Here is a 25,976-nt window from a genome sequence, read left to right as displayed (position 1 = left end):
ACCGCTCCTCACATGATCGACTGCGGCCCGCTCATCGTAGGGCCGCGCCCGGTCAGGTGCTGGGGAGGGGCTCGCCGGTCTCCAGAAGGGTCTTCAGGCCGGACAGGACGTGCGGCCAGCCGTGCCGGGACATGCCGAGCAGGGTCTCTCCGCCCTCGTGTACGACAGTCAGCTTCACCGTCTCCCCGGCGGGCTCCATCTCGAAGGTCACCTTGGAGCGGGGCTCCTGCATGAGCTTGGCGCGGGTCTCCTCGTCCACGCCGACGGACCGGGCCCACTCGGGTGTGAAGGTGTGCCAGGTGTAGGAGAGGCGGCGGCCCGGTTCGGATTCGAGGACGACCTGCTCGGGGTCGGCCGTCGTCGCGCCCTCCTCGTGCCAGTCGATCGGGGACCCCGGCTTCCAGTCCGTCTCGAAGGAGACGCCCCAGTAGCGGCGGGTGAACGCCGGGTCGGTCAGGGCCTCCCAGAGGCGTTCCGGCGTGGTCTTGATGTAGGTCGTGTAGACGAACTCGTTTCCGGTCATCGGGTCCTGCTCCAATGCGGTCTTCAGGTCGGCGAGCGCACGCGCGCGCTCCTGGTCGTACCGGCTCATCCATCGGTCGGCGATGGCGTTGATCGGGGCGGCGTCGAGATAGTGGAGCTTCTCGCGTCCCCGGCGCAGGGTCGTCACGAGACCGGCGGCCTCCAGCACCGCCAGGTGCTTGCTGACCGACTGCCGGGTCATGTCCAGTCCGGCGCACAGCTCCCGGAGCGTCTGCCCGTTGCGGGCGTTCAGGGTGTCCAGCAGCCGGCGCCGGCTCGCGTCGGCGAGCGCCTTGAAGACCTCGTCCATCCGTCCGTCCAATATGCAGCCATCTGGTTGCCTTTAACTATAGGCAGCCAGATGGCTGCATGTCAATGGACGGTCCTGGTTGCAGGGAGGGCGGCGCTACGGTTTGCGCCCCACGGCGCCGTAGGCGTCCACCGGTTCCGGCTCGGCCCCGGCCGCCGTGTCCGGCCGCCAGTGCGTCACCGGGACGATGCCGGGCTCCACGAGTTCGAGCCCGTCGAAGAAGCGCCCGATCTGCTCGGGCGTCCGCAGGACCAGCGGGGCGTTGCCCGACGCGTTCCAGACCTCGACGATCCGGTCGGACGCCGCGCCGTGGACGACGTTCGTCCCGTCGAACAGTGCCAAGTAGCTGCCCGGCGGCACCCCGTCCAGGAGCGCCCGGACTATCCCGTACGCCTGGTCGTCGTCCGGGATGAACTCCAGGATCCCCATCAGCGTGAACGCGACCGGCTTGCCGAAGTCGAGCGTCTCGGCGGCGGCCTCCAGGATGGTCCCGGGGTCCCGCAGGTCCGCGTGGATGTAGGCGGTGCGCCCCTCGGGGGTGCTGGTGAGCAGCGCCTTGGCGTGCTCCAGCACCAGCGGGTCGTTGTCGACGTAGACGATCCTCGACTCGGGTGCGGCGCGCTGGGCCACCTCGTGGGTGTTGTCCACCGTGGGCAGCCCCGTCCCGATGTCGATGAACTGGCGGACCCCGGCTTCGGCGGCCAGATGCCACACCACCCGGTTGAGGAACAGCCGGGAGGCGCGCGCGAGCCGGGCGACGTCCGGGAGCATCCCGAGGATCTGGTCCCCGACCTCGCGGTCCACCGGATAGTTGTCCTTGCCGCCCAGCCAGTAGTTCCAGATGCGCGCCACGTGCGAGACGTTCGTGTCGATGCCCGGCCCGGGCCGTTGTTCGCTCATGGGCACCTCCTCGGCCGTTCCCTTCCCGCCGCGGACAGGTGTCAGTCCTCGTCGCCCGTCTCGCTATCGATGACCTTGCCTGTCACGGCGTTTACGGTGACCTCGTGTTCGGTGCCGTCCTGGGCGGTCACGTCGAGTTCCCACACCGCCTTGCCGTCGTCGTGCTCGAACTCCGCGGACGTGACGCGACCGGGGACGGCCTTCAGCGCCGCACCCGCCGCGTCCGACACGGTGACCTTCGCGTTCCGCAGCGCCGCGGCCTCAGCCCAGTGGTCGCCGTCGTCGTCCTCGTCCGGGCGGTCCGCGCGGTTCCCCGTGACCTTCGCGTTGTCGGCGTCCACGGTCACGTCACGCCAGGTTCCGTCGTCGGCGAGGACGTCGGCCTCCCAGACCGTCCTGCCGTGCGCGTCGTCGAGGTCGATCTCCTCGACCTTGCCCGGAACGGCCTTCAACGCCGCGTCCACGGCCTGCGTCAGCGAGACCGCCGGCTTCACGGGCCGGTCGTCGGACGGCGATGCGCCTCTGCCGTCGTCGTCGGCGGCGGCGAACGCGGCCGTGGCTCCCCCGCCCGCGAGGACCCCCGCGGCCACGACCGTGACCAGCAGCCCGCGGCCCGCGAGCAAGCGCCGTGCGTCGAACTTCATCGAACCCCACCTTCGGATGTCGTGCCGGCGGCCGGTGTTCCGGCCGCCCAGATGGACGATGCCCCGAATTACTGTAGAGACGCTGAGGAAAGCTGAAGCCGTCTTCAGGCGGGGTTTGGCACGCTGTGAGCATGCGCCTGCTGATCGTCGAGGACGAGAAACGCCTGGCCACGTCGCTCGCGCGGGGGCTGACCGCCGAGGGTTTCGTGGTCGAGACCGTCCATGACGGCGCCGAGGGGCTGCACCGGGCGCTGGGCGGGGAGTACGACCTGATCGTCCTCGACATCATGCTGCCGGGCATGAACGGGTACCGGGTGTGCGCGGCGCTGCGTGCGGCGGGCGACGAGACGCCGGTCCTGATGCTGACCGCCAAGGACGGCGAGTACGACGAGGCCGAGGGCCTGGACACGGGCGCGGACGACTACCTCACCAAGCCGTTCTCGTACGTCGTATTGGTCGCCCGCGTCCGCGCGCTGCTACGGCGCAGGACGCGGGGCGCCGCGCCCGCCATCGTCCTCGGCGACCTCACCGTGGACCCTGCGGCCCGGCGGGTGTTCCGGGGCGACGCCGAGGTGGAGTTGACCGGCAAGGAGTTCGCCGTGCTGGAGCATCTGGCGGCGAACGCGGGCCACGTCGTGTCGAAGGCGCAGATCATGGAGGCGGTCTGGGACTTCGCGTACGACGGGGATCCCAACATCGTCGAGGTGTACGTGAGCGCGCTGCGCCGTAAGCTCGACGTCCCGTTCGGGCGGCGGTCGATCACGACGCTGCGCGGGGCCGGATACCGGCTGGCCAGGGACGGGGGCGCCTGAGGTGGCCCGCCGCCTGGCGTCCGTCCGGGCCCGGACCACCCTGGCCGCGACGGCCGTGGTGGCCGTCGCGCTGGTCGCGGCCGGTCTCGCCGTGGTGCTGCTCCTGCGCGCGAACCTCGGCGGCCAGGCCGATCTGAAGGCCGAGGTGGCGGCGCGCGAGGTGGCGTCACAGCTGGCGACCGGCACCGCGTATGCGGCGCTCGATCTGCCGGATCCGGAGGATCACCCGGTGCAGGTCGTGGGCGAGGACGGTCGTGTCCGCGCGGCCAGCGAGGATCTCCAGGCGATCCAGGGCGCCGGCTCCCCCGCTGTGCGGGCCGGCCGGCCCCCGCCCGTCCACGGCGACGATGACGACCACGATGACGACGCCCCGGGGCGCGGCGAGGTCTCGGGCGACGACCCCTCGTTCAGCACCGGCAGCGCGACCGTGGACGGCCGTACCACCCGGTTCCGGTTCGCGGCGGTCGAGGTGACGACGCCGCGGGACGAGACCGTGACCGTGTACGCGGGCGCCGACCTGGCCGCCGCGCGGGACGCGGTCGGCACCGCCACCCGGGCGATGCTCGCCGGCCTGCCGCCGCTGCTCGCCGTGGTCGCGGGGGTGACGTGGCTGGTCACGCGGCGGGCACTGCGCCCGGTGGAGGCCGTCCGGGCGGAGCTGGCCGAGATCACCTCGTCCGGCGACCTGGCCCGGCGGGTGCCGGTGCCGGACGCGCGGGACGAGATCGCCGGGCTCGCCGCGACGACGAACGAGACCCTCGCCGCGCTGGAGGAGTCGGTGGCGCGGCAGCGCGGGTTCGTCGCGGACGCCTCGCACGAGCTGCGCAGTCCGATCGCGTCGCTGCGCACCCAGCTGGAGGTCGCCGCCGCGCATCCCGAGCTGATGGACGTGGCGGGGCTGGTCGAGGACGTCGTGCGGCTCCAGCATCTCGCCGCGGACCTGCTGCTCCTCGCCCGCATCGACACCGGTGACCGTCCGCCGCCCAGGCCCGTCGCACTCGGGGGTCTCGTCCGGGAGGAGCTGGAGCGCCGCGCGGCCCGCGACCGGATTCCCGTCCGGCCGTCGATCGAGGGAGACCCTCAGGTCATGGGCGTACCGGGACGGCTCGCGCGGGTCGTCGGCAACCTGCTCGACAACGCCGGACGGCACGCCGGGACGGCCGTCCGCCTGTCCTTGCGCGTGGAGGCGGGCACCGCGGTGCTGGGGGTCGCCGACGACGGGCCGGGCGTGCCCGCCGCCGACCGGGAGCGGATCTTCGAGCGGTTCGTGCGGCTGGACGACGCCCGCAGCCGCGACGAGGGCGGCGCGGGGCTCGGCCTCGCGATCGCCAGGGATCTGGTGCGGGCCCATGGCGGGGACCTGACCGCCGGCGAGGCCCCCGGTGGCGGCGCGCTCTTCGAAGTGCGGCTGCCGGCTATTTGAGGAGTTGGCGGGCGATGACCATGCGCTGGATCTGGTTGGTGCCCTCGTAGATCTGGGTGATCTTGGCGTCGCGCATCATCCGCTCCACCGGGAACTCGCGCGTGTACCCATACCCGCCCAGCAACTGCACCGCATCAGTGGTCACATCCATCGCCACATCCGAGGCCAGCGCCTTGCACGCCGAAGACACCAACGTCAGATCCGCCACCCGCTCCCCCGACATCGCCCGCTCGGACTTGACCGCCGCGTGGTAGGTCAACTGCCGGGCACCCTCCAGCCGCATCGCCATGTCCGCCAGCATGAACTGCACACCCTGGAAATCGGCGACCGGCCTGCCGAACTGACGGCGCTGCTGCACATACCCCACCGCGAAATCCAGCGCGCCCTGCGCGATCCCCAACGCCTGCGCCGCGATGGTGATCCGGGTATGGTCCAACGTCGCCAGCGCCGTCTTGAACCCCGTCCCCGGCTCCCCGATGATCCGATCCGCCGGAATCCGCACATCCTCCAAGATCACCTGCCGGGTCGGCGACCCCTTGATCCCCAGCTTGCGCTCCTTGGGACCAAACGACACCCCCGCATCGGACGCCTCCACCACGAACGCCGAAATCCCCCGCGCCCCCGCCGACGGATCGGTCACCGCCATCACCGTGTAGAACCGCGACACCCCCGCATTGGTGATCCACATCTTGGTGCCGTTCAACACCCAATGCTCACCGTCACGCACCGCGCGGGTCTTCATCCCCGCCGCATCCGACCCCGCATCCGCCTCCGACAACGCATACGAGAACATCGCCTCCCCCCGCGCCACCGGCCCCAGGAACCTCTTCTTGATCTCCTCCGAACCCGCCAGCAGCACCGGGACCGTGCCCAGCTTGTTCACCGCCGGAATCAGCGACGAGGACGCACACGCCCGGGCGACCTCCTCGATCACGATCACCGTCGCCAGCGCATCAGCCCCCGCACCCCCGTACGATTCGGGCACATGCACCGCGTGCAGACCATTGGCGACCAGAGCGTCCAGGGCCTCCCGCGGGAACCGGGACTCCTCGTCCACCACCGCCGCGAAAGGAGCGATCTTGGCATCGGCCAGCTCACGCACCGTCCGCCGCAGCAGCTCATGCTCCTCCGACGGCGCGTACGCGGGAAAGTCGCTCATCGTTCCTCCACGGCGCTCACGGCGCGCGTCAATACTTTGACGGCCAATATTTGGACGCCAAAGTAATCGACCGCCGCGGCGGCCGTCAAGGCGGTCAGAGATGCTGCAGCAGCTTGGCGAGCGCCGGGTTGTCGTTGCCCCGGCGCCAGGTCAGGCTCAGCTCGACCGGAGCGGGGTCCGGGAGGTCGACGGGCCGGAACGTCAGGCCGGCGTAGCGGAGCCGGGCCGCCGCCGCGGGCACGAGCGCGACGCCCCAGCCGGAGTCGACCAGCGCGAGGATGCTGTGCACCTGGCTGAGATACTGCGCGTACACGGGCGAGACGCGGGCCTGCCGGAACAGGCTGATCAGCAGTTCGTGGAAGTAGCGGGCCTCGACGGGCGAGTACATGATGAACCGCTGCCCGTCGAAGTCGGCCAACCGGACCGGACCCTCCCCTTCGGCGAGGGGGTGCCCGTTGGGGACGGCGGCCAGCAACGGCTCGCGATCGGCTCGGCGTTCCTCAAGGTCGGGGTCGCTGACCGGCGGCCGGACGAACCCGAGGTCGAGGCCGCCCTCGGCGAGGGCCCGCACCTGGTCTCGGGTCACCATCTCGCGCAGGACGATGCCGACGTCGGGCAGCGCCGTCCGCGCGACCTCCAGGAGCCGGCCGAGCGTGGCGTAGGCGCTCGCGGCGGTGAAACCGACCGTGATGGTCCCGGCCTCCCCCGCCGACACCTGCCGGACGGACATCGCGGCATGGTCGGCCTGCTGGAGCAGCCGGCGGGCCTCGTCGAGGAACGCCCGGCCCGCGGGCGTGAGGCGGACCGAGCGGTTCGTCCGGTCGAACAGCCGGACCTTGAGCTCGTTCTCCAGCAACTGGATCTGGCGGCTCAGCGGCGGCTGCGTCATGCGGAGCCGCTCGGCGGCCCGGCCGAAGTGCAGTTCCTCGGCGACGGCGACGAAGTTCGTCAGCTGGGTGAGAGTGAACATCGATTCCGCACAGGTATCAGTGGATGCATTTTTCGTGTTGGACCTAAATCAATCGGCCATCTTAGCCTCGGGACCATGAAGCAGACTGCGCCCGACGACATCGCCCGGCGGCTCGGGTCCGGGCTCCTCTCGTTCCCCGTCACCCACTTCCGCGACGATCTCTCCTTCGACGAGGACGGCTACCGTGAGAACATCGCGCGGCTCGGCGGATACGAGGTGGCGGGCCTGTTCGCGGCGGGCGGGACGGGCGAGTTCTTCTCGCTGACGCCGGACGAGGTCGGCCGGGTCGTGCGCGCGGCGGCCGGGGAGGCGCCGGACGGCGTCCCGGTGATCGCGCCCGCCGGGTACGGGACGGCGATGGCGGTCGAGATGGCCAGGGACGCCGAACGCGCCGGCGCCGACGGGGTGCTGCTGTTCCCGCCCTACCTCACCGAGGCTTCGCAGGACGGTCTGGTCGCGCACGTCCGTGCGGTGTGCGAGGCCACCCGCCTCGGCGTGACGATCTACAGCCGGGCGAACGCCGTCTACCAGGACACGACGGTCGCAGAGCTGGCCGACGCGTGCCCCAACCTCGTCGGTTTCAAGGATGGGGTCGGCGACCTGGAGCTGATGACGCGGGTCCGGTCCCGGCTCGGCGATCGCCTCGTCTACATCGGCGGGCTGCCGACCGCCGAGACGTTCGCGCTCCCCTACCTGGAGATGGGCGTCACGACCTACTCGTCGGCGATCTTCAACTTCGTCCCGGAGTTCGCGCTCGCGTTCTACGCCGCCGTCCGCGCGTGCGACCGGGACGGGGTGCAGCGGCGGCTGGCGGAGTTCGTCCTCCCGTACTGCGACATCCGCAACCGCGGCAAGGGCTACGCGGTGAGCATCATCAAGGCGGGCATGCGGATCATCGGCCGGCCGGCCGGCCCGGTGCGCCCGCCCCTGACGGACCTGACCGAGGGCGAGACCGCCGAGCTCACGGAACTCGTCAAGCGGGTGCGCTGAGATGGCGGGCGCGCCCGCCGGCGAGGCGACCCTCGACCGGATCGCCTGGATCGAGCTGTCCTCGGTCACCCTGCCCCTCGCCACACCGGTCAGCGACGCGAAGGTGCTGACCGGACGGCAGCGGCCGATGACCGAGGTGGTCTTCATGTTCGCCGAGATCGGCACCGAGGAAGGCCACGAGGGCATCGGCTTCGGATACTCCAAGCGCGCCGGCGGGCCCGGACAGTACGCGCACGCCGCCGAGATCGCGCCCGTCATCGTCGGCGAGGACCCGAGCGACATCGGCAGGATCTGGACGAAGCTGGCGTGGGCGGGCGCCTCCGTGGGCCGCAGCGGGCTCGCCACGCAGGCGATCGCCGCCATCGACATCGCGCTGTGGGACCTGAAGGCCAAGCGCGCCGGCCTGCCGCTCGCCAAGCTCCTCGGCGCGCACCGCGACTCCGTCCGCTGCTACAACACCTCGGGCGGGTTCCTGAGCGCACCGCTGGAGGAGGTCCTCGACAACGCGGCCGCGTCCGTGGCGGACGGGATCGGCGGCATCAAGATCAAGGTCGGGCATCCCGACCACGCCGAGGACCTGCGCCGCGTCACCGCCGTCCGGGAGCGGCTCGGCGACGGGTTCCCGCTCATGGTGGACGCGAACCAGCAGTGGGACCGTCCGGCCGCGCAGCGGATGGGGCGCGCCCTGGAGGCGTTCGGCCTCACCTGGATCGAGGAGCCCCTGGACGCCTACGACGCCGAAGGGCACGCCGCACTGGCCCGCGCACTCGACACGCCCGTCGCCACCGGCGAGATGCTCACCAGCGTCGCCGAGCACTGCGAACTCATCGACAAGGGCGCGGCCGACATCATCCAGCCGGACGCGCCGCGCATCGGCGGCATCACCAACTTCCTCAGGCTCGCCGCGCTCGCGGACCACCGGCATCTGCAACTCGCACCGCACTTCGCGATGGAGATCCATCTGCATCTGGCCGCCGCGTACCCGAGCGAGCCGTGGGTCGAGCACTTCGACTGGCTCGACCCGCTGTTCAACGAACGGCTGACGATCGAGGACGGGCGGATGCACGTCCCGGCCCGTCCCGGCCTCGGGATAACTCTCAGCGAGCAGGCCCGCGCCTGGACGACGGCACGGACCCTCGTGGGCCACCGGCACTGAAACCGGTTTCTGTCGCTGCGGCCGAGCCTCGCCGCCACGAAGCCTCTGCGGCACGTATCGGCAGGTCAAAGATTTCCCACCTTGACTCTTGACATCTCGACGCCCTCTGCTGCAATCATTCTCTGACAACGGTTTCAGTGACGCGGGCGACAGACAGGAGTCAATGTGGCGACCATCCACGACGTGGCGGCGCGGGCCGGCGTCTCTCCCGCCACCGTCTCGCGGTTCCTGCGGGGACAGCGGGTCAGGTCGGCGGAGGCCATCCAGGCCGCCGTGGATGAGCTGGGCTTCGCGCCGAACATCGCGGCGCAGTCGCTGAAGTCGGGGCGCACCCGCACCATCGGCGTCGTCGTTCCCGACATCACGAACCCGTACTTCGCCGCCGTCGTGAAGGGCATGGAGTCCGTCAGCCGCGACCGCGGCTACCGGCTGCTGCTCGCCAACAGCGACGAGAGCGGCGACCGCGAGGCCGACCTGCTCGCCGACATGGCCCGCCAGGTGGACGGCATCATCCTCGCCCCCGCCACCGAGCACGAGGAGACCCCGCTGCAACTGCGCGACAGCGGCCTGCCGGTCGTGTTCATCGACCGGGACCTCGCCGACGGGGAGAGCTTCGACGCCGTGCTCGTCGACAACCGGGCGGGCGGACGGCAGGCCGCCGAGCATCTCCTCGCCCTCGGCCACACCCGCATCGCGATGATCAGCGGCGGCCAGGAGTCCACCCCCGGCCGCTACCGGCGGGACGGCTTCCTGGAGGCGGTGTCCGCCGCCGGCGTCGAGATCCCGCCGGAGTTCGACCTCATCGGCGACTTCCGCGAGGAGCGCGCCTACCAGCTCACCCTGTCGCTGCTGTCGCTCGCCGAACCGCCGACCGCGATCTTCACCGCGAACAACCTCACGACGCTGGGCGCGCTGAAGGCGCTGCACGACATGCGGGTGGACGTCCCCGGGCAGATCAGCCTCATCGGCTTCGACGACCTGGACACCGGGCCGCTGCTGCGGCCCCCGCTGACCGTCGTCGACCGTCCGATGACCGAGCAGGGCGTGCTCGCGATGCGGCTGCTGCTGCACCGCTTCGACGACAGCGAGACCCGCGACCTCCCCCGCCGCATCGTCATGGAGATAAAGATCGTCGAACGCGCCTCGACCGCTGCGCCCCGGACCTCCAGGAAGGCTGGAAAGACGCGATGACCGTGACCGAGTTGCAGGGGTTCCTGCGTGGTCTGCCGGGTGTGGATCAGGTGGGGGCCGAGGAGCGGGCGGCGCGGTTGGCGTCGCGGTCGATCAAGACGTCGGCGAAGGCGGCGGCGATCGATCTGGCGATTTCGATGGTGGATCTGACCACGTTGGAGGGTGCGGACACGCCGGGGAAGGTGCGGGCGTTGTGTGCCAAGGCCGCCCATCCCGACCCGTCGGATGTCTCGGTGCCGCAGGTGGCGGCGGTGTGTGTGTATCCCGATCTGGTGGAGGTCGCCGTCCGCTCCCTCGCGGGCTCGGGGGTGGGGGTGGCCAGTGTGGCGACGGCGTTTCCGTCGGGGCGGGCGCCGTTGGAGGCCAAGCTGGCCGATACCAGGGCTGCGGTGGCGGCGGGTGCGGCCGAGATCGACATGGTGATCGATCGGGGCGCGTTTTTGGCCGGTGATTACGGGACGGTGTTCGAGGAGATCGTGGCGGTGAAGGATGCGTGTGGTGCCGCGCATCTGAAGGTGATCTTGGAGACCGGTGAGCTGGCCACGCTGGATCATGTGCGGCGTGCGTCGTGGTTGGCGATGCGGGCGGGCGCCGATTTCATCAAGACCTCGACCGGGAAGGTCTCTCCGGCGGCGACGTTGCCGGTGACGTTGGTGATGTTGGAGGCGGTCCGCGATTTCCGGGCGGTGACGGGACGGCAGGTGGGGGTCAAGCCGGCTGGGGGGATCCGCACCACCAAGGACGCGGTCAGGTATCTGGTTTTGGTGAACGAGACGGCCGGGCCGGACTGGCTGTCGCCCGACTGGTTCCGCCTGGGGGCGTCCAGTGTGTTGAACGATCTGTTGATGCAGCGCCGCAAGCTGGCCACCGGTGTGTATTCCGGTCCCGACTACTTCACCCTGGACTGAGGGATCATGGCAGTTTTCGAGTATGCGCCGGCGCCGGAGTCGCGGGCCGTTGTCGACATCCGCGCCTCCTACGGGCTGTTCATCAACGGTGAGTTCGTCGATGGGCACGGGGAGCCGTTCAAGTCGATCAACCCGGCGGATGAGTCGGTGCTGGCCGACATCGCCTGTGCAGACGAGGCCGACGTGGATCGCGCCGTCACCGCCGCGCGGGCCGCGTTCGAGTCGGTGTGGGGGCCGATGCCCGGCGCCGAGCGGGCCAAGTACCTGTACCGGATCGCGCGGATCATCCAGGAACGCTCCCGCGAGCTGGCCGTTTTGGAGTCGATCGACAACGGCAAACCGATCCGCGAGTCGCGGGATGTGGACGTGCCGCTGGTGGCGGCGTGGTTCTTCTACTACGCCGGGTGGGCCGACAAACTCTCCCACGCCGGGTTCGGGGCCAACCCCGGGCCGGTGGGGGTGGCGGGGCAGGTGATCCCGTGGAACTTCCCGCTGCTGATGCTGGCCTGGAAGATCGCCCCCGCCCTGGCCTGCGGGAACACGGTGGTGTTGAAACCGGCCGAGACCACGCCGCTTTCGGCGTTGCTGTTCGCCGACATCTGCCGCCAGGCCGACCTGCCGCCGGGGGTGGTCAACATCATCACCGGTGCCGGTGACACCGGCCGCGCGCTGGTCGCCCATGACGGGATCGACAAGGTCGCCTTCACCGGCTCCACCGAGGTGGGCCGCCAGATCGCCCGCACCCTGGCCGGCACAAACAAACGCCTCACCCTGGAACTCGGGGGCAAGGCCGCCAACATCGTCTATGAGGACGCGGCCCTGGACCAGGCGGTCGAGGGGATCGTCAACGGGATCTTCTTCAACCAGGGGCATGTGTGCTGCGCCGGGTCCCGGCTGCTGGTCCAGGAATCGGTCGCCGACCAGGTCCTGGACCGGCTCAAGACCCGGATGGCGACCCTGCGGGTCGGTGACCCCCTGGACAAGAACACCGACATCGGCGCGATCAACTCCGCCGAACAACTCACCAAGATCAAAGAGCTCACCGCCGCCGGGGAGGCCGAAGGCGCCGGGCGGTGGTCACCCCCGTGTGAACTGCCCGCGCAGGGGTTCTGGTTCGCGCCGACGATCTTCACCGGGGTGGCGCAGTCGCATCGGATCGCGCGCGAGGAGATCTTCGGGCCCGTCCTTTCGGTGTTGACGTTCCGTACTCCGGACGAGGCTGTCACCAAGGCCAACAACACTCCGTACGGGTTGTCGGCGGGGATCTGGACCGAGAAGGGCTCGCAGATCCTGTGGACCGCGCAACGGCTGCGGGCCGGGGTGGTGTGGGCCAACACCTTCAACAAGTTCGACCCCGCCTCCCCGTTCGGCGGCTACAAGGAATCGGGGTTCGGCCGCGAGGGCGGACGCCACGGACTGGAGGCATACCTCAATGTCTGACCGTCTCGCCGTCCGCAAGACCTACAAGCTGTTCATCGCAGGCGCGTTTCCCCGCTCCGAGTCCGGCAGGTCCTATCCCGTGACCGACACCAAAGGCCGCTTTGTGGCCAACGCCGCCAAAGCGTCCCGAAAAGACGCCCGCGACGCGGTGGTCGCGGCCCGCAAAGCGTTCGGCGGCTGGTCGGCCCGCACCCCCTACAACCGCGCCCAGATCCTCTACCGGATCGCCGAAATGCTCGAAGGGCGCCGCGACCAGTTCACCACCGAACTCCGCCACACCGGGCTCACCAAACCCCAGGCCAACGCCGAGGTGGACGCCGCCATCGACCGGTGGGTCTGGTACGCCGGATGGGCCGACAAACTCACCGCCGTCACCGGCGCCGCCAACCCCGTCGCCGGACCCTTCTTCAACTTCTCCACCCCCGAACCCACCGGCGTCGTCGCCGTCATCGCCCCCGACTCACCCCTCCTCGGCCTGGTCTCGGTCCTGGCCCCGGTCATCGTCACCGGCAACACCACCATCCTCATCGCCTCCGAACCCAACCCGCTCCCGGCGATCACCCTGGCCGAAGTCCTGGCCACCTCCGACCTCCCCCCCGGCGTGGTCAACATCCTCACCGGCCACCGCACCGAACTCGCCCCCCCGCTGGCCTCCCACATGGACATCAACGCCCTCGACCTCACCGGCGCACCAGCCGAAAACCTCCACGACCTGCACAACCAAGCCGCCGACAACCTCAAACGCCTCCACCACCCCACCGAAACCGACTGGACCACCCAACCCACAACCACCCGCATGACCGCCTTCCTGGAAACCAAGACCGTCTGGCACCCCGTCGGCGTCTGATCCACAACCGCGAACACCCAAGGACACGGCGCAACCGCCGTGACCTCTCCCCACTCATGCCTCGAACAGCCGGAACAGGAGGACCGCGATGGAACCCCACGGTGTTCTCGTCGTCGGCAGCATCACCGCGGACGTGACCGCGTTCAGCACACGGTTCCCGCGACGCGGTGAGACCGTGCTCGGCGACGACTTCACCCTCGTGCTCGGCGGGAAGGGCGCGAACCAGGCGGTCGCGTCCGCTCGCGCGGGGGCGCGGACATGGCTCGCCGGGTGCGTCGGCCGTGACCCGTTCCGCGAGATCGTCCTGGACGGCCTGAGGTCGTACGGCGTCGAACTGGACGAGGTCCGGACCGTGGACGGCCGCACCGGCGTCGCGCACATCCGCGTGGACGCGTCCGGGGAGAACGACATCGTCATCACCCCCCTGGCGAACGCCGACCTCAGTCCGGAGATGGTCGACGCGAGCATCGGCGCGACCGCCGGGAAGGTCGGCGTCCTGCTCCTGCAACTCGAAGTCCCCGCGGCGACGACCTGCCACGCCGCGAAGGCGGGCAGGGCGGCCGGGCTGACGGTCGTCCTCGACCCCGCCCCCGCCCAGGCTCTCCCCGACGACGTCTGGCCGCACATCGACCTGGTCACCCCGAACGAGAGCGAGGCGACGGAGCTGACCGGTGTGGAGGTCACCGACCCGGCGTCCGCCGAGCGGGCCGGGCGATGGTTCCTCGACCGCGGCGTCGGCCACGCGCTGGTCACGCTGGGCGCGGGCGGCGCCGTCTCCGTCACCCGCGAAGGCGCCCGGCACTTCACCGCCTACGAGGTCACCGCCGTGGACACCACCGCGGCCGGGGACGCGTTCACCGGCTCGCTGGGCGCCGCGCTCGCGGCCGGCGACGACCTGGAACGTGCCATCCGGCGGGGCATGGCCGCCGGGGCGCTGGCGACGACCCGTCCCGGCGCGAGCCCGTCCCTGCCCGGACGGGACGAGGTGGACGCACTGATGTCCGGCAACACCCTGGAAGGAGCCGCCCGATGAGGCGCAACAACGGCACGCTCAACGGCCAGCTGGCCCGGGTCATCTCCGAGCTCGGGCACACCGACCGGCTCGTCGTCACCGACGCCGGGCTGCCCATCCCGCCTGGGGTGGAGCGGGTCGACCTGGCGGTGCGGGAGAACCTTCCGCGCTTCCTCGACCTGCTGGACGCCGTCCTCGCTGAGGTCGCCGTGGAGGGCGTGCTGATGTCGGAGGAGATCAAGCAGCACAGCCCGGAGATGCTCGCCGAGATCGAGGCCCGGTTCACCGGCGTCGAGATCCGGTTCGTGCCGCACACCGAGTTCAAGCGGTCCACCGGCGAGGCGCGGGCGGCGGTGCGGTCCGGGGAGTTCACCCCGTACGCGAACGTGCTGCTGACCGCGGGCGTCGTCTACTGACGGGAGATCGACATGCGGATGCAGCTGGTCGACGTCCACAAGTCGTTCGGGGAGAACCACGTGCTGCGGGGCGTCGGTCTCGCGGTCGAGCCGGGCGAGGTCGTCGCGCTGTGCGGCGAGAACGGCGCCGGCAAGTCCACCCTGACCCGGGTGATCTCCGGCGCGCACCAGCCGGACGGCGGCACGGTCCTCGTCGACGGCCGCGCCACGGTCCTGAAGGACCCGCAGGCCGCGATGGCGCTCGGGATCGAGGTCATCTACCAGGAGTTCCAGCAGAACCTGTTCCCGAACCTGTCCGTCGCCGAGAACATGCACGTCCTCGACCGGGAGGGCCGGTTCGGGCGGCTGCTGGTGTCGCGCCGCCGGATGGCGGAGGCCGCCGTGTCCGCCCTGAAGGATCTCGGCCTGGACATCGACGTGCGGCGGCCGGTCGGCGAGCTCGGCGTCGCCGAGCGGCAGATGGTCGAGATCGCCAAGGCGATGACGCACAAGCCGCGGCTGCTGATCCTGGACGAGCCGACCGCGGCGCTGGACGAGCGGGAGTCGGAGCGGCTGTTCGAACAGATCCGGCGGCTGCGCAAGGCCGGCGTCACGATCCTCTACATCAGCCACCGGCTGGACGAGGTGTTCGAGCTGTCCGACCGGATCGTCGTCCTGCGCGACGGCCGCGTCACCCTGGACGAGCCCACCGGGACGCTCTCCCCCGCCCAGGTCGTCACCGCGATGGTCGGCGACGCCGTGGACGACTTCTACCCGAAGGAGCACAACACCACGGACCGGGTCGTCCTGCGGGTCCGGGGCGCGTCGGGCGGCGAAGCGTTCCGCGACGTCGACCTGGACGTCCGGGCGGGCGAGGTGCTCGGCATCGGCGGTGTCGTCGGCTGCGGCCGCGGCGAGCTGCTGCGCGCGCTGTTCGGCCTGCACCCGCTCACGTCCGGGACGGTGACCGTGGACGGCGAACCTGTCCGGGCACGCGGCCCGAGGCAGGCGATCTCCGGGCGCATCGCGTACGTCACCCCGGACCGGTCCGGTGAGGGTCTCGCCATGCAGCAGTCCGTCGAGGCGAACGTGTCGCTGCCGTCCCTCGGCCGCTTCACGAGGGCCGACGTCGTCATGCGCGGCCGGGAGCGCGCAGAGACCGGGAAGGTGATGGCGGACCTGCGGGTCCGCGCGGCGTCGCCGTCCATCGCGGCGGGCTCCCTGTCGGGCGGCAACCAGCAGAAGGCGCTGTTCGCCAAGTGGGTGATGGCCGGGCCCCGGGTGCTGCTGATGGACGAGCCGACCCGCGGCGTCGACGTCGGCGCCAAGACCGAGATCTACCGGATCATCAACGGCCTCACCGCGGACGGCGTCGCCGTGGTGCTGGTCAGCTCCGACCTGCCCGAGCTCGTCGCCATGTCCGACCGCGTCCTCATGATGCGCGAGGGACGCACCGTCTCCGAGCTCACCGGCGACGACGTCAACGAACAGAACATCCTCGAGCACGCACTGGTAGGTGCCCCATGACCTCCACCGTCACGAGCCTCGCGTCCCCGTCGCGGCTCTCCTCGGCGGCCGCCGCCGCGCGCCGGCTGCGCGCGGTCTGGATGCTGCTGCTGGTCGGGATCATCCTGAGCATCGCCTCACCGGTCTTCCTGACGCACAACAACCTGATGAACGTCGGGCTGGCCACGTCCGTCGCGGCGCTGCTCGCCGTCGGGCAGACCTACGTGATCATCCTGGCGGAGATCGACCTGTCGGTCGGCGCGGCGCTCGGCTTCACCGCCGTCGTCACCGCGCAGACACTCCGCGACCACGGTCTCGTCGCCGGGGTCGGCGCGGGCGTGGCGACGGGCGCCGCGATCGGGCTGGTGAACGGGCTGCTCGTCACCAAGACGCGGATGCCGTCGTTCATCGCGACGCTCGCCACCATGTCGGTGCTGTCGGGGCTCAGCCTGCAGCTCACCAAGGGCAACCCGGTCGCCGTCACCGACTACGACTTCCAGGGCATCGGGCAGAACCGGATCGCCGGCGTGCCCGTCCCCGTCGTGATCATGCTGGTGGTGTTCGCGGTGTTCGGGTACCTGCTCGCGCGGACCCGGTTCGGCCGATACGTCTACGCCACCGGCGACAACACCGAGGCGGCCCGGCTGTCGGGCGTCCGCACCGACCGGGTGAAGATCCTCGCGTTCGTGATCAGCGGCGTGCTGGCGGCGCTGGCCGGATTCATCCTCACCGCGCGACTGTCCACCGCTGAGCCGACCGCCGGCACCGGCCTGGAACTGGAGGCCATCGCCGCCGTCATCATCGGCGGGACGAGCCTCGCCGGCGGACGCGGCACCCTGCTCGGCACCCTCGTCGGCGCGCTCGTCCTCGGCGTCATCGACAACGGAATGAACCTCCTGGACGTCTCGCCGTTCCTGCAGAACGTCGTGAAGGGCCTGGTCATCCTGCTGGCCGTGTTCCTGGACCGCAACATCGACGTGCTGCGCTCCCTCATCCCGAAACGTGCGGACAAGACCGCGCAAGGCGGGCCGTCCCATCGCAGCGGCACCGCCGCCAAGACCCTCTGACCGATTCCCACCCCACCCCCCGCGAAGGAGATTCCCATGCGCGTGGCCCGAACCACCCGCGCCGTGATCGCCGTGACGGCCGCCGCCGCGCTCGCCCTGACCGGGTGCAGCCGCGCCGGCGAGGACGCCGGCGCCTCCACCGGCAAGGCGTCCGGCAAGAAGGACGCGACGATCATCATGAGCACGCTCAACAACCCGTTCTTCGTCAGCGTCAAGAACGGCGCCCAGGCGCAGGCGGCCAAGCTCGGCATCAAGCTGAACGTGCAGAACGCCAACAACAGCGACGCCGCCGCGCTCAACCAGGCGACGACGGCCATCTCCAAGCAGACCGGCATCCTGATCATCGACCCGGTCAGCACCCAGTCGGCGACGTCGTCGGTGACGCAGGCGAACGGCGCCGACATCCCGGTGATGGCGTTCGACCGCAAGCCGTCCGGCGGCAAGCTCGCCACGTTCGTCGGCTACGACGCCGTCCAGGCCGGGCGGAACGCCGCCAAGTCGCTCGCCGAGGCCGTCGGTGAGAAGGGCAAGGTCGTGGAGATCCAGGGCCTGCTCGGCACGAACGTCGCGCAGGACCGCAGCAAGGGCTTCAACGAGGAGATCGCCAAGCACAAGGGCATCACGGTCGTCGCCAAGCAGGCCGCCGACTTCGACCGCGCCAAGGCGCTGAACGTGATGACGAACGTGCTGCAGGCCAACCCGGGCATCAACGGCGTGTACGCCGCGAACGACGAGATGGCCATGGGCGTCCTGTCGGCGCTGAAGGCCGGCAACCTGTCCAAGAAGGTGAAGCTCGTCGGCAACGACGGCATCTCCGACGCGCTGGCCGCGGTCGCGGCGGGCGACATGTACTCGACGAACGCCGAGTCGCCGTTCGCGCTGGGCCAGAAGGTCATGACGCTCGCCGCCGACGTCCTCGCCGGCAAGAAGGTCGCGGCCGACGAGACGCTGCAGGGCAGGCTCGTCACGAAGGGCGACGCCAAGGAGTACGCCGACTACCTGGTCGGGCTCGGCGACGCCGCGGACGTCCCGCCGTCGCTCAAGTGATCGGCGGACGGTCCCGCCGGCCCCCGTCCGGGTCGGCGGGACCGTCCTTTTCCTCGCTGGGTTGACCGGACAGGATTCGAACCTGCGACCCGCTGCTTGTAAGGCAGCCGCTCTGCCCGGGCTGAGCTACCGGTCATCCATCGGAAACGGCATTCAGTTTCCGCAGTTCTCCGGGCTGGATTTGAACCAGCCATCGCCCGCTTATCATACGGGTGCCCTTACCGGCCTGGGCCACCGGAGATCGGTGCTCTCGCCGAGGCGAAAGCCGCTGCTGGAGCAGGGGTCGAACCTGCATGACGTGATCCAGAGTCACGCATCCTGCCATTGGATGATCCAGCATGGGTGCCCGCCGGCGAGCGGTGGCGTCCGCCCGCCCGTGGGCACGGGAGAACCGGCCGGGGGTCGTTACTCCCGCCGGTCCAGTCCGGAGCCGCACCCGGGAATCGAACCCGGTTCTCCTGGGTGGAAGCCAGGTGCCTCACCATTTCGGCTTGTGCGACGTGGCCGTCCGAGGAGTCGAACCTCGTCCTCCCGGGCTTCAACCGGGCGCTCGTCCTCACGAGCTCGAAGGCCGTGGATCGGGCCGGACTCGAACCGGCATCTGCCCGCTTGCAAGGCGGGTGCTCTCCCAATTGAGCTACTGACCCGTGAAGTGCATGAAAAAGGCCGCCGGGATATCTCCCTGACGGCCTCCGGTGAGCCTGACGGCCCTATCCAGAGGCGTTTCCGAAGGCGGCGAAACCTCGCTGCGGCCCGGCACCGAAGTGCTGCGGCGCCTGCTGCGCGATGATCGCGGTCACGTCCGCTCCCTTCCGGTTTCCGTTCCCGTTCAGCTCGTTACTCATATGGTGCGGGACGCGGGGTGAACGCGCAACGCCTTTTTACGCGGATCGCCCCGGGCCATTCGGGAGGAGTGGCCCGGGGCGGTCGGCCGTGCGTCAGATCGCCCTGCGGCGGGTGCGGGCCGAGCGGCCGCGCGAGGGGGTCAGCAACCGCTGCAGGACCCTGAACGGCAGGGTCACGACCGTGATGACCGCGCCGACGACGGCGCTGAGGACGCTCGCGATCGAGCCGATGATGGCGCTGAGCGCTGCACTGATGCGGCGCATTGGATTCACTCCTTCAGGTCGTCCTATGTCGACCCGTACCCGTGGGTGGAGTTTTACACCGATTTTGTGCCGACGACGACGGTGGCGTAGAACTCCTCCGACGTGGCGACCGTGGCCGCCAGGCCGCCCTGTTCGACGGCGGCGACCGCATCGGCGACCTGGCTTTCGCTCGTCTCGAACAGCAGGTGGCCACCCGGGGCGAGCCAATGCGGCGCCTCGGCGGCGACTCGGCGCAGGACGTCCAGCCCGTCGGCTCCGCCGTCGAGCGCCACACGGGGCTCATGGTCGCGGGCTTCCGCCGGCATCAGGCCGACGTCCCCGGTCGGGACGTAGGGGACGTTGGCCAGCAGCACGTCGACCCGTCCGCGCAGCGTGCCCGGCAGCGGTTCGAAGAGGTCGCCCTCGTAGGCGAGGCCGCCGAACGGCGCGATGTTGCGGCGGGCGCAGCGCACCGAGGCGGGCTCGATGTCGGCGGAGTGCAGGACGAACTCGTCCATGCCCGAGACGAGCGCGGCCCCCAGCGCCCCGGAACCGCAGCACAGGTCGAGGACGACCGGTTGCGGCGGGGCCAGGGCGTAGGCCTTCAGGACGAGGAACTGGGTGCGGCGGCGGGGCCTGAACACCCCGGGGTCGACGGCGATCCGCAGCCCGCAGAACAGCGCCCAGCCGAGGACGTGTTCGAGCGGCTCCCCGGCGGCGCGTCGTTCCACCATGGCGGACGCGTCGCCGTCGGTGCGGGCGGTGGCGAGGATCAGACGTGCCTCGTCCTCGGCGAAGACGCAGCCGGCGGCGCGGAGCCTGGAGACGATGACGGACTCGGTGAGTGGCGCTGTCATGGGCGGGCCACTTTATCCGACAACCGCAACGTTCCGGGCGGCGGCGGTGTTCAGGGGATATGAACAGCTATGCGAGCAGGGTGGCGGAGGCGGACTGGTCCGCGCTCGCCGGCGAGATGGACGCCTACGGCAGCGCGCTGACGTCCCCGCTCCTGACGAAGGAGGAGTGCGCGGACGTCTCCGCCCTCTACGACGAGGCGGAACGGTTCCGGTCGACGATCGACATGGAGCGGTACCGGTTCGGCGCCGGGCAGTACCGCTACTTCGCCGAGCCGTTCCCCGAGCCGGTCGGAGAGTTGCGCGCGGCGCTGTACCCGCGCCTGCTGCCGATCGCCCGGGACTGGGCGGCCAGGCTGGGACGTCCCGCGCCGTGGCCGGACACGCTGGCGGAGTGGCTGGAGATGTGCCACGCGGCGGGCCAGACGAAGCCGACGCCGATCCTGCTGCGGTACGGGCAGGACGACTGGAACGCGCTGCACCGCGACCTGTACGGCGACCTCGTGTTCCCCCTCCAGGTCGTGATCGGCCTGGACGAGCCGGGCGTCGACTACACCGGCGGGGAGTTCCTGATGGTGGAGCAGCGGGCCCGAGCGCAGTCTCGCGGGACGGCGACGCTGCTGCCGCGCGGCCGCGGCCTGGTCTTCACGACGCGGGACCGTCCGGTGCGGACGAAGCGCGGCTGGTCGGCGGCCCCGATGCGGCACGGCGTCAGCGTCGTCCGGTCCGGTGGCAGGCACACGCTCGGGCTCGTGTTCCACGACGCCTCCTAGGGCGCGACAATGGAGTGTCGTCCAGGGACGGGGATCACGGGTTGTCTGACAGGCCGGACTTGAAGGCCGACTGCGCGAGCTGTTTCGGGCTGTGCTGTGTGGCGCTGCCGTTCGCCAGGTCGGCCGACTTCGCCGTGGACAAGGCCGCCGGCGAGCCGTGCCGTAACCTCCTCGCCGACTTCCGCTGCCGCATCCACACCGATCTCCGGCGGCAGGGCTTCCCGGGCTGCACCGTCTTCGACTGTTTCGGCGCCGGTCAGAAGGTCTCGCAGAAGACCTTCGCGGGCCGGGACTGGCGGCGTGACCCGGACGTCGCCCGGCGGATGTTCGAGGTGCTCCCCGTCATGCGGCAGCTGCACGAGCTGCTGTGGTACCTGAACGAGGCCATGGCGATGCCGTCCGCCGGGCCGATCCGCGACGACCTTCGGCGGGTCTTCGACGAGGTCGAACACCTCACCGAGGGCGACCACGGCGAACTCGCCGAGGTGGACGTCAGGGCGGAGCGGGACCGCGCGAACGTCCTGCTGCTGCGGGCCAGCGAGCTCGCCAGGGCCAGCCTCCCCGGTCGCGGGAAGAACCGGCGCGGCGCGGATCTCATGGGCGCGAAGCTGAAGCGCGCCGACCTGCGCGGCGCCGACCTGCGCGGCGCGTACCTGATCGCGGCCGATCTGCGCGGCGCCGACCTGCGCGCGGCCGACCTGATCGGGGCGGACCTGCGGGACGCCGACCTGCGCGGCGCCGACCTCACCGGGAGCCTCTTCCTGACGCAGGCGCAGCTCGACTCGGCGCGGGGCGACGCCGCGACCCGCCTGCCCGCGGCCCTCGCAAGGCCCGCGCACTGGTGACCAGCGCGACCTGATCTTGTTTAGGGCCGCCGTCAAGGGGCATTTCCGCAGCGCACGTCATCGGGGGGTTGCGTGGCGCGGGTGAGATGGTGGGGCACGGGTCTCGTGGCCCTGGTGCTGCTGGTCCTCGGCGCCGGGCTGCCCCTGCTCGACAAGGCACTCGGAGGCCGCGGAACGCCGCTGGCGCCGGGGACGGTGGTGTCGGTCGGGACGGAGCGGGACGGCGTCCGCCCGGTGACGTTCGTGGTCCCGTCCCCCGGGTGGGTGCTGGACAGGGCCGACACCTCGCTCGCCAGCAACGCCGAGTTGCTCAGCGGCGGTGTGGTGTTCAGCCTCAGCGTGGTGGTCCCGCTGGGCTCGGTGGACGCGCGGAAGCTGTGGAACGGCCTTGGCCGGATCGTCGCCGCGGGCGGGCACGCGCGCGTGCGGGCTCAGCCCGTCCCGATCACCACGGCGCACGGCCTGACCGGGCTGACGGGAGGGCTCGCCGGGCGGCGGCGCGCCGGCATGGCGACCGTGTTCGCGAAGGACACGCTTGGGGCCACCGTGACGGCGTCGGGTCCGCCGCACGCCTATCGGGAGGTGGCCGCGGAGGTCGAGGCGATGGTGCGGACGATCAGGATCGCGGCGCCATGACGGTGACCCGCGGCGCCCTCGCGCACCGTCCCGCGTTCTGGCTGTGGGCGGCCGCGTGCCTGCTCGGCGCCTGGATCGCGGTTCGCGGGATCGGCGCGCACGTGGCGGCGTTCCCGGGCGGTGCGATCGCCGGTGCCGCGCTGCTCGCGCCGACGCTGGCCGCCGGGGTGTGGATCCTGCGGCGGCTGCACCCGGTCCGGTCGCGTCCGCTCGGGTACGCGCTGATCGCGGTGGCGTGGGGCGGGCTGGCCGCGTTCGGGACGGTGCTGCCCGCGAACGCGGCGTTCCAGGCGATCATCGGCAAGACCGCGGGGCCGGGCTTCAACGCGGCGTGGGGCGCGGCGATCGCGGCACCGGTGAACGAGGAGATCCTGAAACTGCTCGGTGTCGCGACGCTGGCGCTGATGGCGCCGTCCGCGATCCGCGGGCCGCTGGACGGCTGGGGGTACGGCGCGCTGTCCGGGCTGGGATTCCAGTTCGTGGAGAACTTCCTGTACGTCCTGAACACGATCGTGCTGACGGGCGCCACACAGGACGCGAACGCGGCGTTCTTCTCCTTCGGCAGCCGGGTGGTCGGCGGGGCGTGGTGGAGCCACTGGGCGATGACCGCGGTCGGCGGCGCGGGCCTCGGCCTCCTGATCGGGCGGGTGTCCCGGGCGAACCTCGCGATCGCCGTGGGCGCATTCGTCCTCACGATGGCGCTGCACTCGTGGTGGGACGCGCCGGCCCTGTCCGGGCTCGCCCTGATGCCGGTGAAGGGGGCGCCGATCCTGATCGCCGCCGTCGTCACCTACCGCCTGGCCAGACGCCGCTACCTGTCGCATTTCCGGCGGACCGTGCATGCGGAGACCGCGAGCGGCGTCCTCGTGCCGGGCGAGGGTCACGTGCTCGCGTTCCGCAAATGGCGCCGCAAGGAGCGGTGGGACGTGCCGGCCGGGGAGCCGCGCCGGCTGCTCGCCCGGCTCCGGACCACCGAGCTCGACCTGATCGAGGACGGGCTCGGCGGCCTGGAACCGGACCCGCGGGCCGCGGACCGGCTGCGGGCCGACATCCGCGACCTGCGGCACGACCTCAGGGCGTCCGCCGCGCCGCCGCGCGTGGCGTGAGGAGCAGGACGGCGGCGCAGACGGCGGCGGCGAGGAACAGGGCGTAGGCGGGGTCGCGGGAGCTCCCGCCGACGGACGCGAACGCGCCCATGACGGCGACGCCCAGCGTGGCGCCGAACTGCCGGACGGCGCCCAGCAGGCCGCCCGCCGCACCCGCCGTCCCGTCGGGCGCCGCGGCGACCACCATGGTGGCGAGGGCGGGCAGCGCGAACGACACGCCGAAACCCGTGCAGAGCAGGCCCGCGACCAGTGGCGGGTACGACGCGCCGCCCCGCAGCACCGCCCCGAACAGCAGTCCCCCGGCCGTCAGCAGCCCGAGGCCGGCGAGGACGGGCCGGCGCGGACCGGTCCTCGCCACGATCCTGCCGGTGACCAGGGGGTTGAACGCGAACGGCAGCGTCATCGGCAGGAACGCCAGCCCGGTCTGGAAGGCCGTCAGGCCCAGGGTCTGCCGGAACACCAGCGGCAGCACGAACAGCACGCCGGTCATGACGAAGTTGACCGCCGCGCCGGCGGCCAGAGCGGCGGGCATCCCGGGTGCCCGGAGCACGGCCGGCGCGATGACCGGCGCCCGGCTCCTCCGCTCTCGCACCGTGAACGCGGCACCCGCCGCGACCGCACCGGCCGCCGAGCCCGCGGCGTGCACGCCCGAACCGCCGCCGAGCGCGATGAGGGCGTCGGTCAGCAGGCCCATCGCCGCGCACGCCAGGAGCTGCGCCGGCCAGTCGATCGCGCGCGTGCCGCGCGGGCAGTGCACGGACCGCCCGGCGACCAGGGCGAGGACGACGACGGCCAGCGGCACGTTGATCAGGAAGATGGCGCGCCAGCCCGCGAGGCCGACCAGGGCGCCGCCCGCGAGGGGGCCCGCGACGAGCGCGGCACCGCTGGTCGCCGCCCAGGTCGCCACCGCCCGGGCGCGTTCGGCGGGCTCCGGGTGCAGCCGGGCGATCATGGCCATGGACGCGGGCACGCACGCCGCGGCGGCGGCGCCGAGCACCGCGCGCAGCGCCACGAGCGTCCACAGGTCCGGCGCGGCGGCGCTGAGCAGTGACGCGACGCCGAAGGCCGCGATGCCCGCGCGGAAGACGCGGTGCGCGCCGTACCGGTCGGCGACGGCGCCCGCCGACAGCAGCAGGGCACCGAACACGACGGTGTAGCCGGTGACGGCCCACTGCAGGCCCGCGAGCGTTCCGTGCAGGGAGCGGGCGAGGTCGGGTTCGGCCACCGACAGGACCGTCGTGTCGAGCAGCACCATGAAGTATCCGAGGGAGACGCCGAGCAGCGCGGGGCGGCGCCGCACGCCGGCGGCGTCCGCCGATGCGGGTGAGAGAACCGGGCTCATGGCGGACAAGTCTGGAAATTTCGGCTCCAGGGCTCCACCGGCGGCGCCGCACGGGGCGTTCGGAATATCCGAACGGGCGTCCAGGGTTGCCCCCGCATGGAACTGCGCCAGCTGCGGACGTTCGAGGCCGTCGTCGCCCACCGGACTGTCACCGACGCCGCCAACGCGCTCGGCCTCGCACCGTCGTCGGTGTCGGAGCAGATCCGGGCGCTGGAGGGCTCGCTGGGCGTGCCGCTGTTCGACCGCGGCCCGAAGGGCATGCGGCTGACCCCGGAGGGGGAACGGATGCGCGGATGGGCGCGCCGGCTGCTCCGGCAGGCCGAGCAGGCCCGCAGCGAGGTGACCGGGGAGCGGCCGGTGCTGCGGCTCGGCGCGCTGGAGTCCATCGCCGCCACGCACGTCCCCGGTGTCCTCGCGCGGCTGGCCGAGCGGCGGCCGGGCCTGCGGGTGGAAGTTCGGTCCGACGCGGCGCGCGACCAGCTCCTGGACGCGGTCGCCGCCGGCACCCTGGAGGCCGCGCTGCTGCTCGACGTCGGCGACGACGTCGGCGGGCTCGGCTTCGCGCCGCCGCCCGCGCCGCTGGACTTCGTCGATCTGGAACCGGTGCCGCTCGTCCTCGTCGCGGCGCCCGGCCATCCGCTCGCCGGGGCGCCCCGCCTCGCCGCCGCCGACCTGCGCGGCGAGAAGCTGCTGGTCAACGTGCCGGCCTGCTCGTTCCACCTGGCCGGCGAGCGGCTCTTCGGCTCCGCCGTCGAGCGGGTCCGCGCGGGCAGCGTCACCGTGATGGCCTCATGGGCCGAGCGGGGGCTCGGCATCGCGCTGCTCCCCGAGTTCGCCGTCCGGGACAGGCTGGAGGCCGGAACCCTCGCCCGGCTCGCGTTCGATCCCCCCGGGCTCGGCCTCCGCCTCGTCTGGCGCGCCGATCGGGAGACGGTCCCCGGTTTGCGCGAGGTCCTCTACGCGGCGAGCGCCTGACCTGCCGCGGGGCCGCGTCCGCACTGCGTTTGCCCCACTCCGCCACGGGTACCGGGCC

The 25,976-nt window shown here is 71.5% G+C and carries 26 protein-coding genes and 5 tRNA genes; 18 read left to right on the top strand and 13 right to left on the bottom strand.

Going from position 1 to position 25,976, the window contains the following annotated elements; translation table 11 throughout:
- Positions 1 to 52 precede the first annotated feature (52 nt).
- The 3 genes from ACQPXG_RS17795 to ACQPXG_RS17785 form a co-directional block, all read right to left on the bottom strand.
- Positions 53 to 832, bottom strand: coding sequence for an ArsR/SmtB family transcription factor (locus ACQPXG_RS17795; RefSeq protein ID WP_433468808.1), 780 nt, complete (start codon positions 830 to 832; stop codon positions 53 to 55).
- A 96-nt stretch (positions 833 to 928) separates the two neighbouring features.
- Positions 929 to 1,732 carry an SAM-dependent methyltransferase gene (locus tag ACQPXG_RS17790; RefSeq protein ID WP_433468807.1) on the bottom strand — a complete coding sequence of 268 codons (804 nt, stop codon included), beginning with the start codon at positions 1,730 to 1,732 and terminating at the stop codon, positions 929 to 931.
- A gap of 41 nt (positions 1,733 to 1,773) precedes the next feature.
- On the bottom strand, positions 1,774 to 2,376 hold the full coding sequence (locus ACQPXG_RS17785; protein ID WP_433468806.1) for a PepSY domain-containing protein: 603 nt from the start codon (positions 2,374 to 2,376) through the stop codon (positions 1,774 to 1,776).
- A gap of 131 nt (positions 2,377 to 2,507) precedes the next feature.
- Here ACQPXG_RS17785 and ACQPXG_RS17780 point away from each other — a divergent pair, with 131 nt between their 5' ends.
- Both ACQPXG_RS17780 and ACQPXG_RS17775 read left to right on the top strand, forming a co-directional pair.
- Positions 2,508 to 3,188, top strand: a complete 681-nt coding sequence (locus ACQPXG_RS17780; protein WP_433468805.1) for a response regulator transcription factor — start codon at positions 2,508 to 2,510, stop codon at positions 3,186 to 3,188.
- A gap of 1 nt (position 3,189) precedes the next feature.
- Complete coding sequence (locus ACQPXG_RS17775; RefSeq protein WP_433468804.1) at positions 3,190 to 4,611, top strand: sensor histidine kinase; 1,422 nt, start codon at positions 3,190 to 3,192, stop codon at positions 4,609 to 4,611.
- On the opposite strand, the gene ACQPXG_RS17770 is transcribed toward ACQPXG_RS17775, so the two are convergent.
- Positions 4,604 to 5,770 (bottom strand): acyl-CoA dehydrogenase family protein, encoded by a 1,167-nt coding sequence (locus ACQPXG_RS17770; RefSeq protein ID WP_433468803.1) that lies wholly within the window; start codon positions 5,768 to 5,770, stop codon positions 4,604 to 4,606. The genes ACQPXG_RS17775 and ACQPXG_RS17770 overlap by 8 nt on opposite strands.
- Before the next feature lie 94 nt (positions 5,771 to 5,864).
- Positions 5,865 to 6,740, bottom strand: coding sequence for a LysR substrate-binding domain-containing protein (locus tag ACQPXG_RS17765; protein WP_433468802.1), 876 nt, complete (start codon positions 6,738 to 6,740; stop codon positions 5,865 to 5,867).
- A gap of 75 nt (positions 6,741 to 6,815) precedes the next feature.
- On the opposite strand from ACQPXG_RS17765, the gene kdgD reads away from it, so the two are divergent.
- The 11 genes from kdgD to ACQPXG_RS17710 all read left to right on the top strand — a co-directional run bounded on the left by kdgD (position 6,816) and on the right by ACQPXG_RS17710 (position 18,299).
- Entirely contained in the window at positions 6,816 to 7,730 is a 915-nt protein-coding gene (gene kdgD / locus ACQPXG_RS17760; protein ID WP_433468801.1) for a 5-dehydro-4-deoxyglucarate dehydratase, read from the top strand.
- A gap of 1 nt (position 7,731) precedes the next feature.
- Positions 7,732 to 8,886: an L-talarate/galactarate dehydratase gene (locus ACQPXG_RS17755; protein WP_433468800.1), complete on the top strand. Its 1,155-nt coding sequence runs from the start codon at positions 7,732 to 7,734 to the stop codon at positions 8,884 to 8,886.
- Between the two features lie 165 nt (positions 8,887 to 9,051).
- Positions 9,052 to 10,077, top strand: coding sequence for a LacI family DNA-binding transcriptional regulator (locus ACQPXG_RS17750; RefSeq protein ID WP_433468799.1), 1,026 nt, complete (start codon positions 9,052 to 9,054; stop codon positions 10,075 to 10,077).
- The gene (gene deoC, locus ACQPXG_RS17745) at positions 10,074 to 10,985 is read left to right on the top strand and encodes a deoxyribose-phosphate aldolase (RefSeq protein WP_433468798.1); all 912 of its coding nucleotides are present in this window, start codon (positions 10,074 to 10,076) and stop codon (positions 10,983 to 10,985) included. The genes ACQPXG_RS17750 and deoC overlap by 4 nt, the downstream gene beginning before the upstream one ends.
- A gap of 6 nt (positions 10,986 to 10,991) precedes the next feature.
- On the top strand, positions 10,992 to 12,425 hold the full coding sequence (locus ACQPXG_RS17740; protein ID WP_433468797.1) for an aldehyde dehydrogenase family protein: 1,434 nt from the start codon (positions 10,992 to 10,994) through the stop codon (positions 12,423 to 12,425).
- Entirely contained in the window at positions 12,418 to 13,272 is an 855-nt protein-coding gene (locus tag ACQPXG_RS17735; RefSeq protein ID WP_433468796.1) for an aldehyde dehydrogenase family protein, read from the top strand. Before ACQPXG_RS17740 ends, ACQPXG_RS17735 begins: the two co-directional genes overlap by 8 nt.
- An 88-nt stretch (positions 13,273 to 13,360) precedes the next feature.
- Positions 13,361 to 14,305, top strand: a complete 945-nt coding sequence (locus ACQPXG_RS17730; protein ID WP_433468795.1) for a ribokinase — start codon at positions 13,361 to 13,363, stop codon at positions 14,303 to 14,305.
- Positions 14,302 to 14,700: a D-ribose pyranase gene (gene rbsD / locus ACQPXG_RS17725; RefSeq protein ID WP_433468794.1), complete on the top strand. Its 399-nt coding sequence runs from the start codon at positions 14,302 to 14,304 to the stop codon at positions 14,698 to 14,700. The genes ACQPXG_RS17730 and rbsD overlap by 4 nt, the downstream gene beginning before the upstream one ends.
- A 12-nt stretch (positions 14,701 to 14,712) precedes the next feature.
- On the top strand, positions 14,713 to 16,206 hold the full coding sequence (locus ACQPXG_RS17720) for a sugar ABC transporter ATP-binding protein (protein WP_433468793.1): 1,494 nt from the start codon (positions 14,713 to 14,715) through the stop codon (positions 16,204 to 16,206).
- A complete protein-coding gene (locus tag ACQPXG_RS17715) occupies positions 16,203 to 17,252 on the top strand; it encodes an ABC transporter permease (RefSeq protein WP_433468792.1) in 1,050 nt (349 codons plus the stop codon). The genes ACQPXG_RS17720 and ACQPXG_RS17715 overlap by 4 nt, the downstream gene beginning before the upstream one ends.
- A gap of 36 nt (positions 17,253 to 17,288) precedes the next feature.
- The gene (locus ACQPXG_RS17710; protein ID WP_433468791.1) at positions 17,289 to 18,299 is read left to right on the top strand and encodes a substrate-binding domain-containing protein; all 1,011 of its coding nucleotides are present in this window, start codon (positions 17,289 to 17,291) and stop codon (positions 18,297 to 18,299) included.
- A gap of 61 nt (positions 18,300 to 18,360) precedes the next feature.
- On the opposite strand, the gene ACQPXG_RS17705 is transcribed toward ACQPXG_RS17710, so the two are convergent.
- The 7 genes from ACQPXG_RS17705 to ACQPXG_RS17675 form a co-directional block, all read right to left on the bottom strand.
- Positions 18,361 to 18,435: transfer RNA gene (locus ACQPXG_RS17705), tRNA-Val, on the bottom strand.
- Positions 18,436 to 18,465: 30 nt separating this feature from the next.
- Positions 18,466 to 18,540 (bottom strand) — tRNA-Ile (locus tag ACQPXG_RS17700).
- A gap of 27 nt (positions 18,541 to 18,567) precedes the next feature.
- Positions 18,568 to 18,638, bottom strand: a tRNA-Gln gene (locus ACQPXG_RS17695).
- A gap of 89 nt (positions 18,639 to 18,727) precedes the next feature.
- Positions 18,728 to 18,799: transfer RNA gene (locus ACQPXG_RS17690), tRNA-Gly, on the bottom strand.
- A 74-nt stretch (positions 18,800 to 18,873) separates the two neighbouring features.
- Positions 18,874 to 18,946 (bottom strand) — tRNA-Ala (locus ACQPXG_RS17685).
- 291 nt (positions 18,947 to 19,237) lie between these two features.
- Positions 19,238 to 19,408: an LPFR motif small protein gene (locus ACQPXG_RS17680; RefSeq protein ID WP_433468790.1), complete on the bottom strand. Its 171-nt coding sequence runs from the start codon at positions 19,406 to 19,408 to the stop codon at positions 19,238 to 19,240.
- Between the two features lie 53 nt (positions 19,409 to 19,461).
- On the bottom strand, positions 19,462 to 20,244 hold the full coding sequence (locus ACQPXG_RS17675) for a putative protein N(5)-glutamine methyltransferase (RefSeq protein ID WP_433468789.1): 783 nt from the start codon (positions 20,242 to 20,244) through the stop codon (positions 19,462 to 19,464).
- A 59-nt stretch (positions 20,245 to 20,303) separates the two neighbouring features.
- Here ACQPXG_RS17675 and ACQPXG_RS17670 point away from each other — a divergent pair, with 59 nt between their 5' ends.
- The 4 genes from ACQPXG_RS17670 (at position 20,304) to ACQPXG_RS17655 (ending at position 23,601) form a co-directional block, all read left to right on the top strand.
- Positions 20,304 to 21,014 (top strand): 2OG-Fe(II) oxygenase, encoded by a 711-nt coding sequence (locus tag ACQPXG_RS17670; protein ID WP_433468788.1) that lies wholly within the window; start codon positions 20,304 to 20,306, stop codon positions 21,012 to 21,014.
- A gap of 41 nt (positions 21,015 to 21,055) precedes the next feature.
- Positions 21,056 to 21,859, top strand: coding sequence for a pentapeptide repeat-containing protein (locus tag ACQPXG_RS17665; RefSeq protein WP_433468787.1), 804 nt, complete (start codon positions 21,056 to 21,058; stop codon positions 21,857 to 21,859).
- A 72-nt stretch (positions 21,860 to 21,931) separates the two neighbouring features.
- Positions 21,932 to 22,495 (top strand): hypothetical protein, encoded by a 564-nt coding sequence (locus tag ACQPXG_RS17660; protein ID WP_433468786.1) that lies wholly within the window; start codon positions 21,932 to 21,934, stop codon positions 22,493 to 22,495.
- Positions 22,492 to 23,601 carry a PrsW family glutamic-type intramembrane protease gene (locus ACQPXG_RS17655; protein ID WP_433468785.1) on the top strand — a complete coding sequence of 370 codons (1,110 nt, stop codon included), beginning with the start codon at positions 22,492 to 22,494 and terminating at the stop codon, positions 23,599 to 23,601. The genes ACQPXG_RS17660 and ACQPXG_RS17655 overlap by 4 nt, the downstream gene beginning before the upstream one ends.
- On the opposite strand, the gene ACQPXG_RS17650 is transcribed toward ACQPXG_RS17655, so the two are convergent.
- Positions 23,567 to 24,943, bottom strand: coding sequence for an MFS transporter (locus ACQPXG_RS17650; protein WP_433468784.1), 1,377 nt, complete (start codon positions 24,941 to 24,943; stop codon positions 23,567 to 23,569). The two genes, ACQPXG_RS17655 and ACQPXG_RS17650, sit on opposite strands and share 35 nt — an antisense overlap.
- A gap of 96 nt (positions 24,944 to 25,039) precedes the next feature.
- On the opposite strand from ACQPXG_RS17650, the gene ACQPXG_RS17645 reads away from it, so the two are divergent.
- Complete coding sequence (locus ACQPXG_RS17645; protein WP_433468783.1) at positions 25,040 to 25,918, top strand: LysR family transcriptional regulator; 879 nt, start codon at positions 25,040 to 25,042, stop codon at positions 25,916 to 25,918.
- Positions 25,919 to 25,976 lie beyond the last annotated feature (58 nt).

It is taken from the genome of Spirillospora sp. CA-128828 (assembly GCF_050945415.1).
Classification (GTDB): domain Bacteria; phylum Actinomycetota; class Actinomycetes; order Streptosporangiales; family Streptosporangiaceae; genus Spirillospora.
This window is presented reverse-complemented; position numbering and strand designations above follow the sequence as displayed.

Excerpts from the sequence above, each read along its gene's own strand:
- ACQPXG_RS17720 (WP_433468793.1), top strand. The coding sequence starts at position 14,713 with ATGCGGATGCAGCTGGTCGACGTCCACAAGTCGTTCGGGGAGAACCAC.
- ACQPXG_RS17680 (WP_433468790.1), bottom strand. The coding sequence starts at position 19,408 with ATGCGCCGCATCAGTGCAGCGCTCAGCGCCATCATCGGCTCGATCGCG.
- ACQPXG_RS17715 (WP_433468792.1), top strand. The coding sequence starts at position 16,203 with ATGACCTCCACCGTCACGAGCCTCGCGTCCCCGTCGCGGCTCTCCTCG.
- ACQPXG_RS17780 (WP_433468805.1), top strand. The coding sequence starts at position 2,508 with ATGCGCCTGCTGATCGTCGAGGACGAGAAACGCCTGGCCACGTCGCTC.
- deoC (WP_433468798.1), top strand. The coding sequence starts at position 10,074 with ATGACCGTGACCGAGTTGCAGGGGTTCCTGCGTGGTCTGCCGGGTGTG.
- ACQPXG_RS17785 (WP_433468806.1), bottom strand. The coding sequence starts at position 2,376 with ATGAAGTTCGACGCACGGCGCTTGCTCGCGGGCCGCGGGCTGCTGGTC.
- ACQPXG_RS17765 (WP_433468802.1), bottom strand. The coding sequence starts at position 6,740 with ATGTTCACTCTCACCCAGCTGACGAACTTCGTCGCCGTCGCCGAGGAA.
- ACQPXG_RS17650 (WP_433468784.1), bottom strand. The coding sequence starts at position 24,943 with ATGAGCCCGGTTCTCTCACCCGCATCGGCGGACGCCGCCGGCGTGCGG.
- kdgD (WP_433468801.1), top strand. The coding sequence starts at position 6,816 with ATGAAGCAGACTGCGCCCGACGACATCGCCCGGCGGCTCGGGTCCGGG.
- ACQPXG_RS17645 (WP_433468783.1), top strand. The coding sequence starts at position 25,040 with ATGGAACTGCGCCAGCTGCGGACGTTCGAGGCCGTCGTCGCCCACCGG.
- ACQPXG_RS17735 (WP_433468796.1), top strand. The coding sequence starts at position 12,418 with ATGTCTGACCGTCTCGCCGTCCGCAAGACCTACAAGCTGTTCATCGCA.
- ACQPXG_RS17790 (WP_433468807.1), bottom strand. The coding sequence starts at position 1,732 with ATGAGCGAACAACGGCCCGGGCCGGGCATCGACACGAACGTCTCGCAC.
- ACQPXG_RS17795 (WP_433468808.1), bottom strand. The coding sequence starts at position 832 with ATGGACGAGGTCTTCAAGGCGCTCGCCGACGCGAGCCGGCGCCGGCTG.
- ACQPXG_RS17730 (WP_433468795.1), top strand. The coding sequence starts at position 13,361 with ATGGAACCCCACGGTGTTCTCGTCGTCGGCAGCATCACCGCGGACGTG.
- rbsD (WP_433468794.1), top strand. The coding sequence starts at position 14,302 with ATGAGGCGCAACAACGGCACGCTCAACGGCCAGCTGGCCCGGGTCATC.
- ACQPXG_RS17770 (WP_433468803.1), bottom strand. The coding sequence starts at position 5,770 with ATGAGCGACTTTCCCGCGTACGCGCCGTCGGAGGAGCATGAGCTGCTG.
- ACQPXG_RS17670 (WP_433468788.1), top strand. The coding sequence starts at position 20,304 with ATGAACAGCTATGCGAGCAGGGTGGCGGAGGCGGACTGGTCCGCGCTC.
- ACQPXG_RS17675 (WP_433468789.1), bottom strand. The coding sequence starts at position 20,244 with ATGACAGCGCCACTCACCGAGTCCGTCATCGTCTCCAGGCTCCGCGCC.
- ACQPXG_RS17755 (WP_433468800.1), top strand. The coding sequence starts at position 7,732 with ATGGCGGGCGCGCCCGCCGGCGAGGCGACCCTCGACCGGATCGCCTGG.
- ACQPXG_RS17655 (WP_433468785.1), top strand. The coding sequence starts at position 22,492 with ATGACGGTGACCCGCGGCGCCCTCGCGCACCGTCCCGCGTTCTGGCTG.
- ACQPXG_RS17740 (WP_433468797.1), top strand. The coding sequence starts at position 10,992 with ATGGCAGTTTTCGAGTATGCGCCGGCGCCGGAGTCGCGGGCCGTTGTC.
- ACQPXG_RS17710 (WP_433468791.1), top strand. The coding sequence starts at position 17,289 with ATGCGCGTGGCCCGAACCACCCGCGCCGTGATCGCCGTGACGGCCGCC.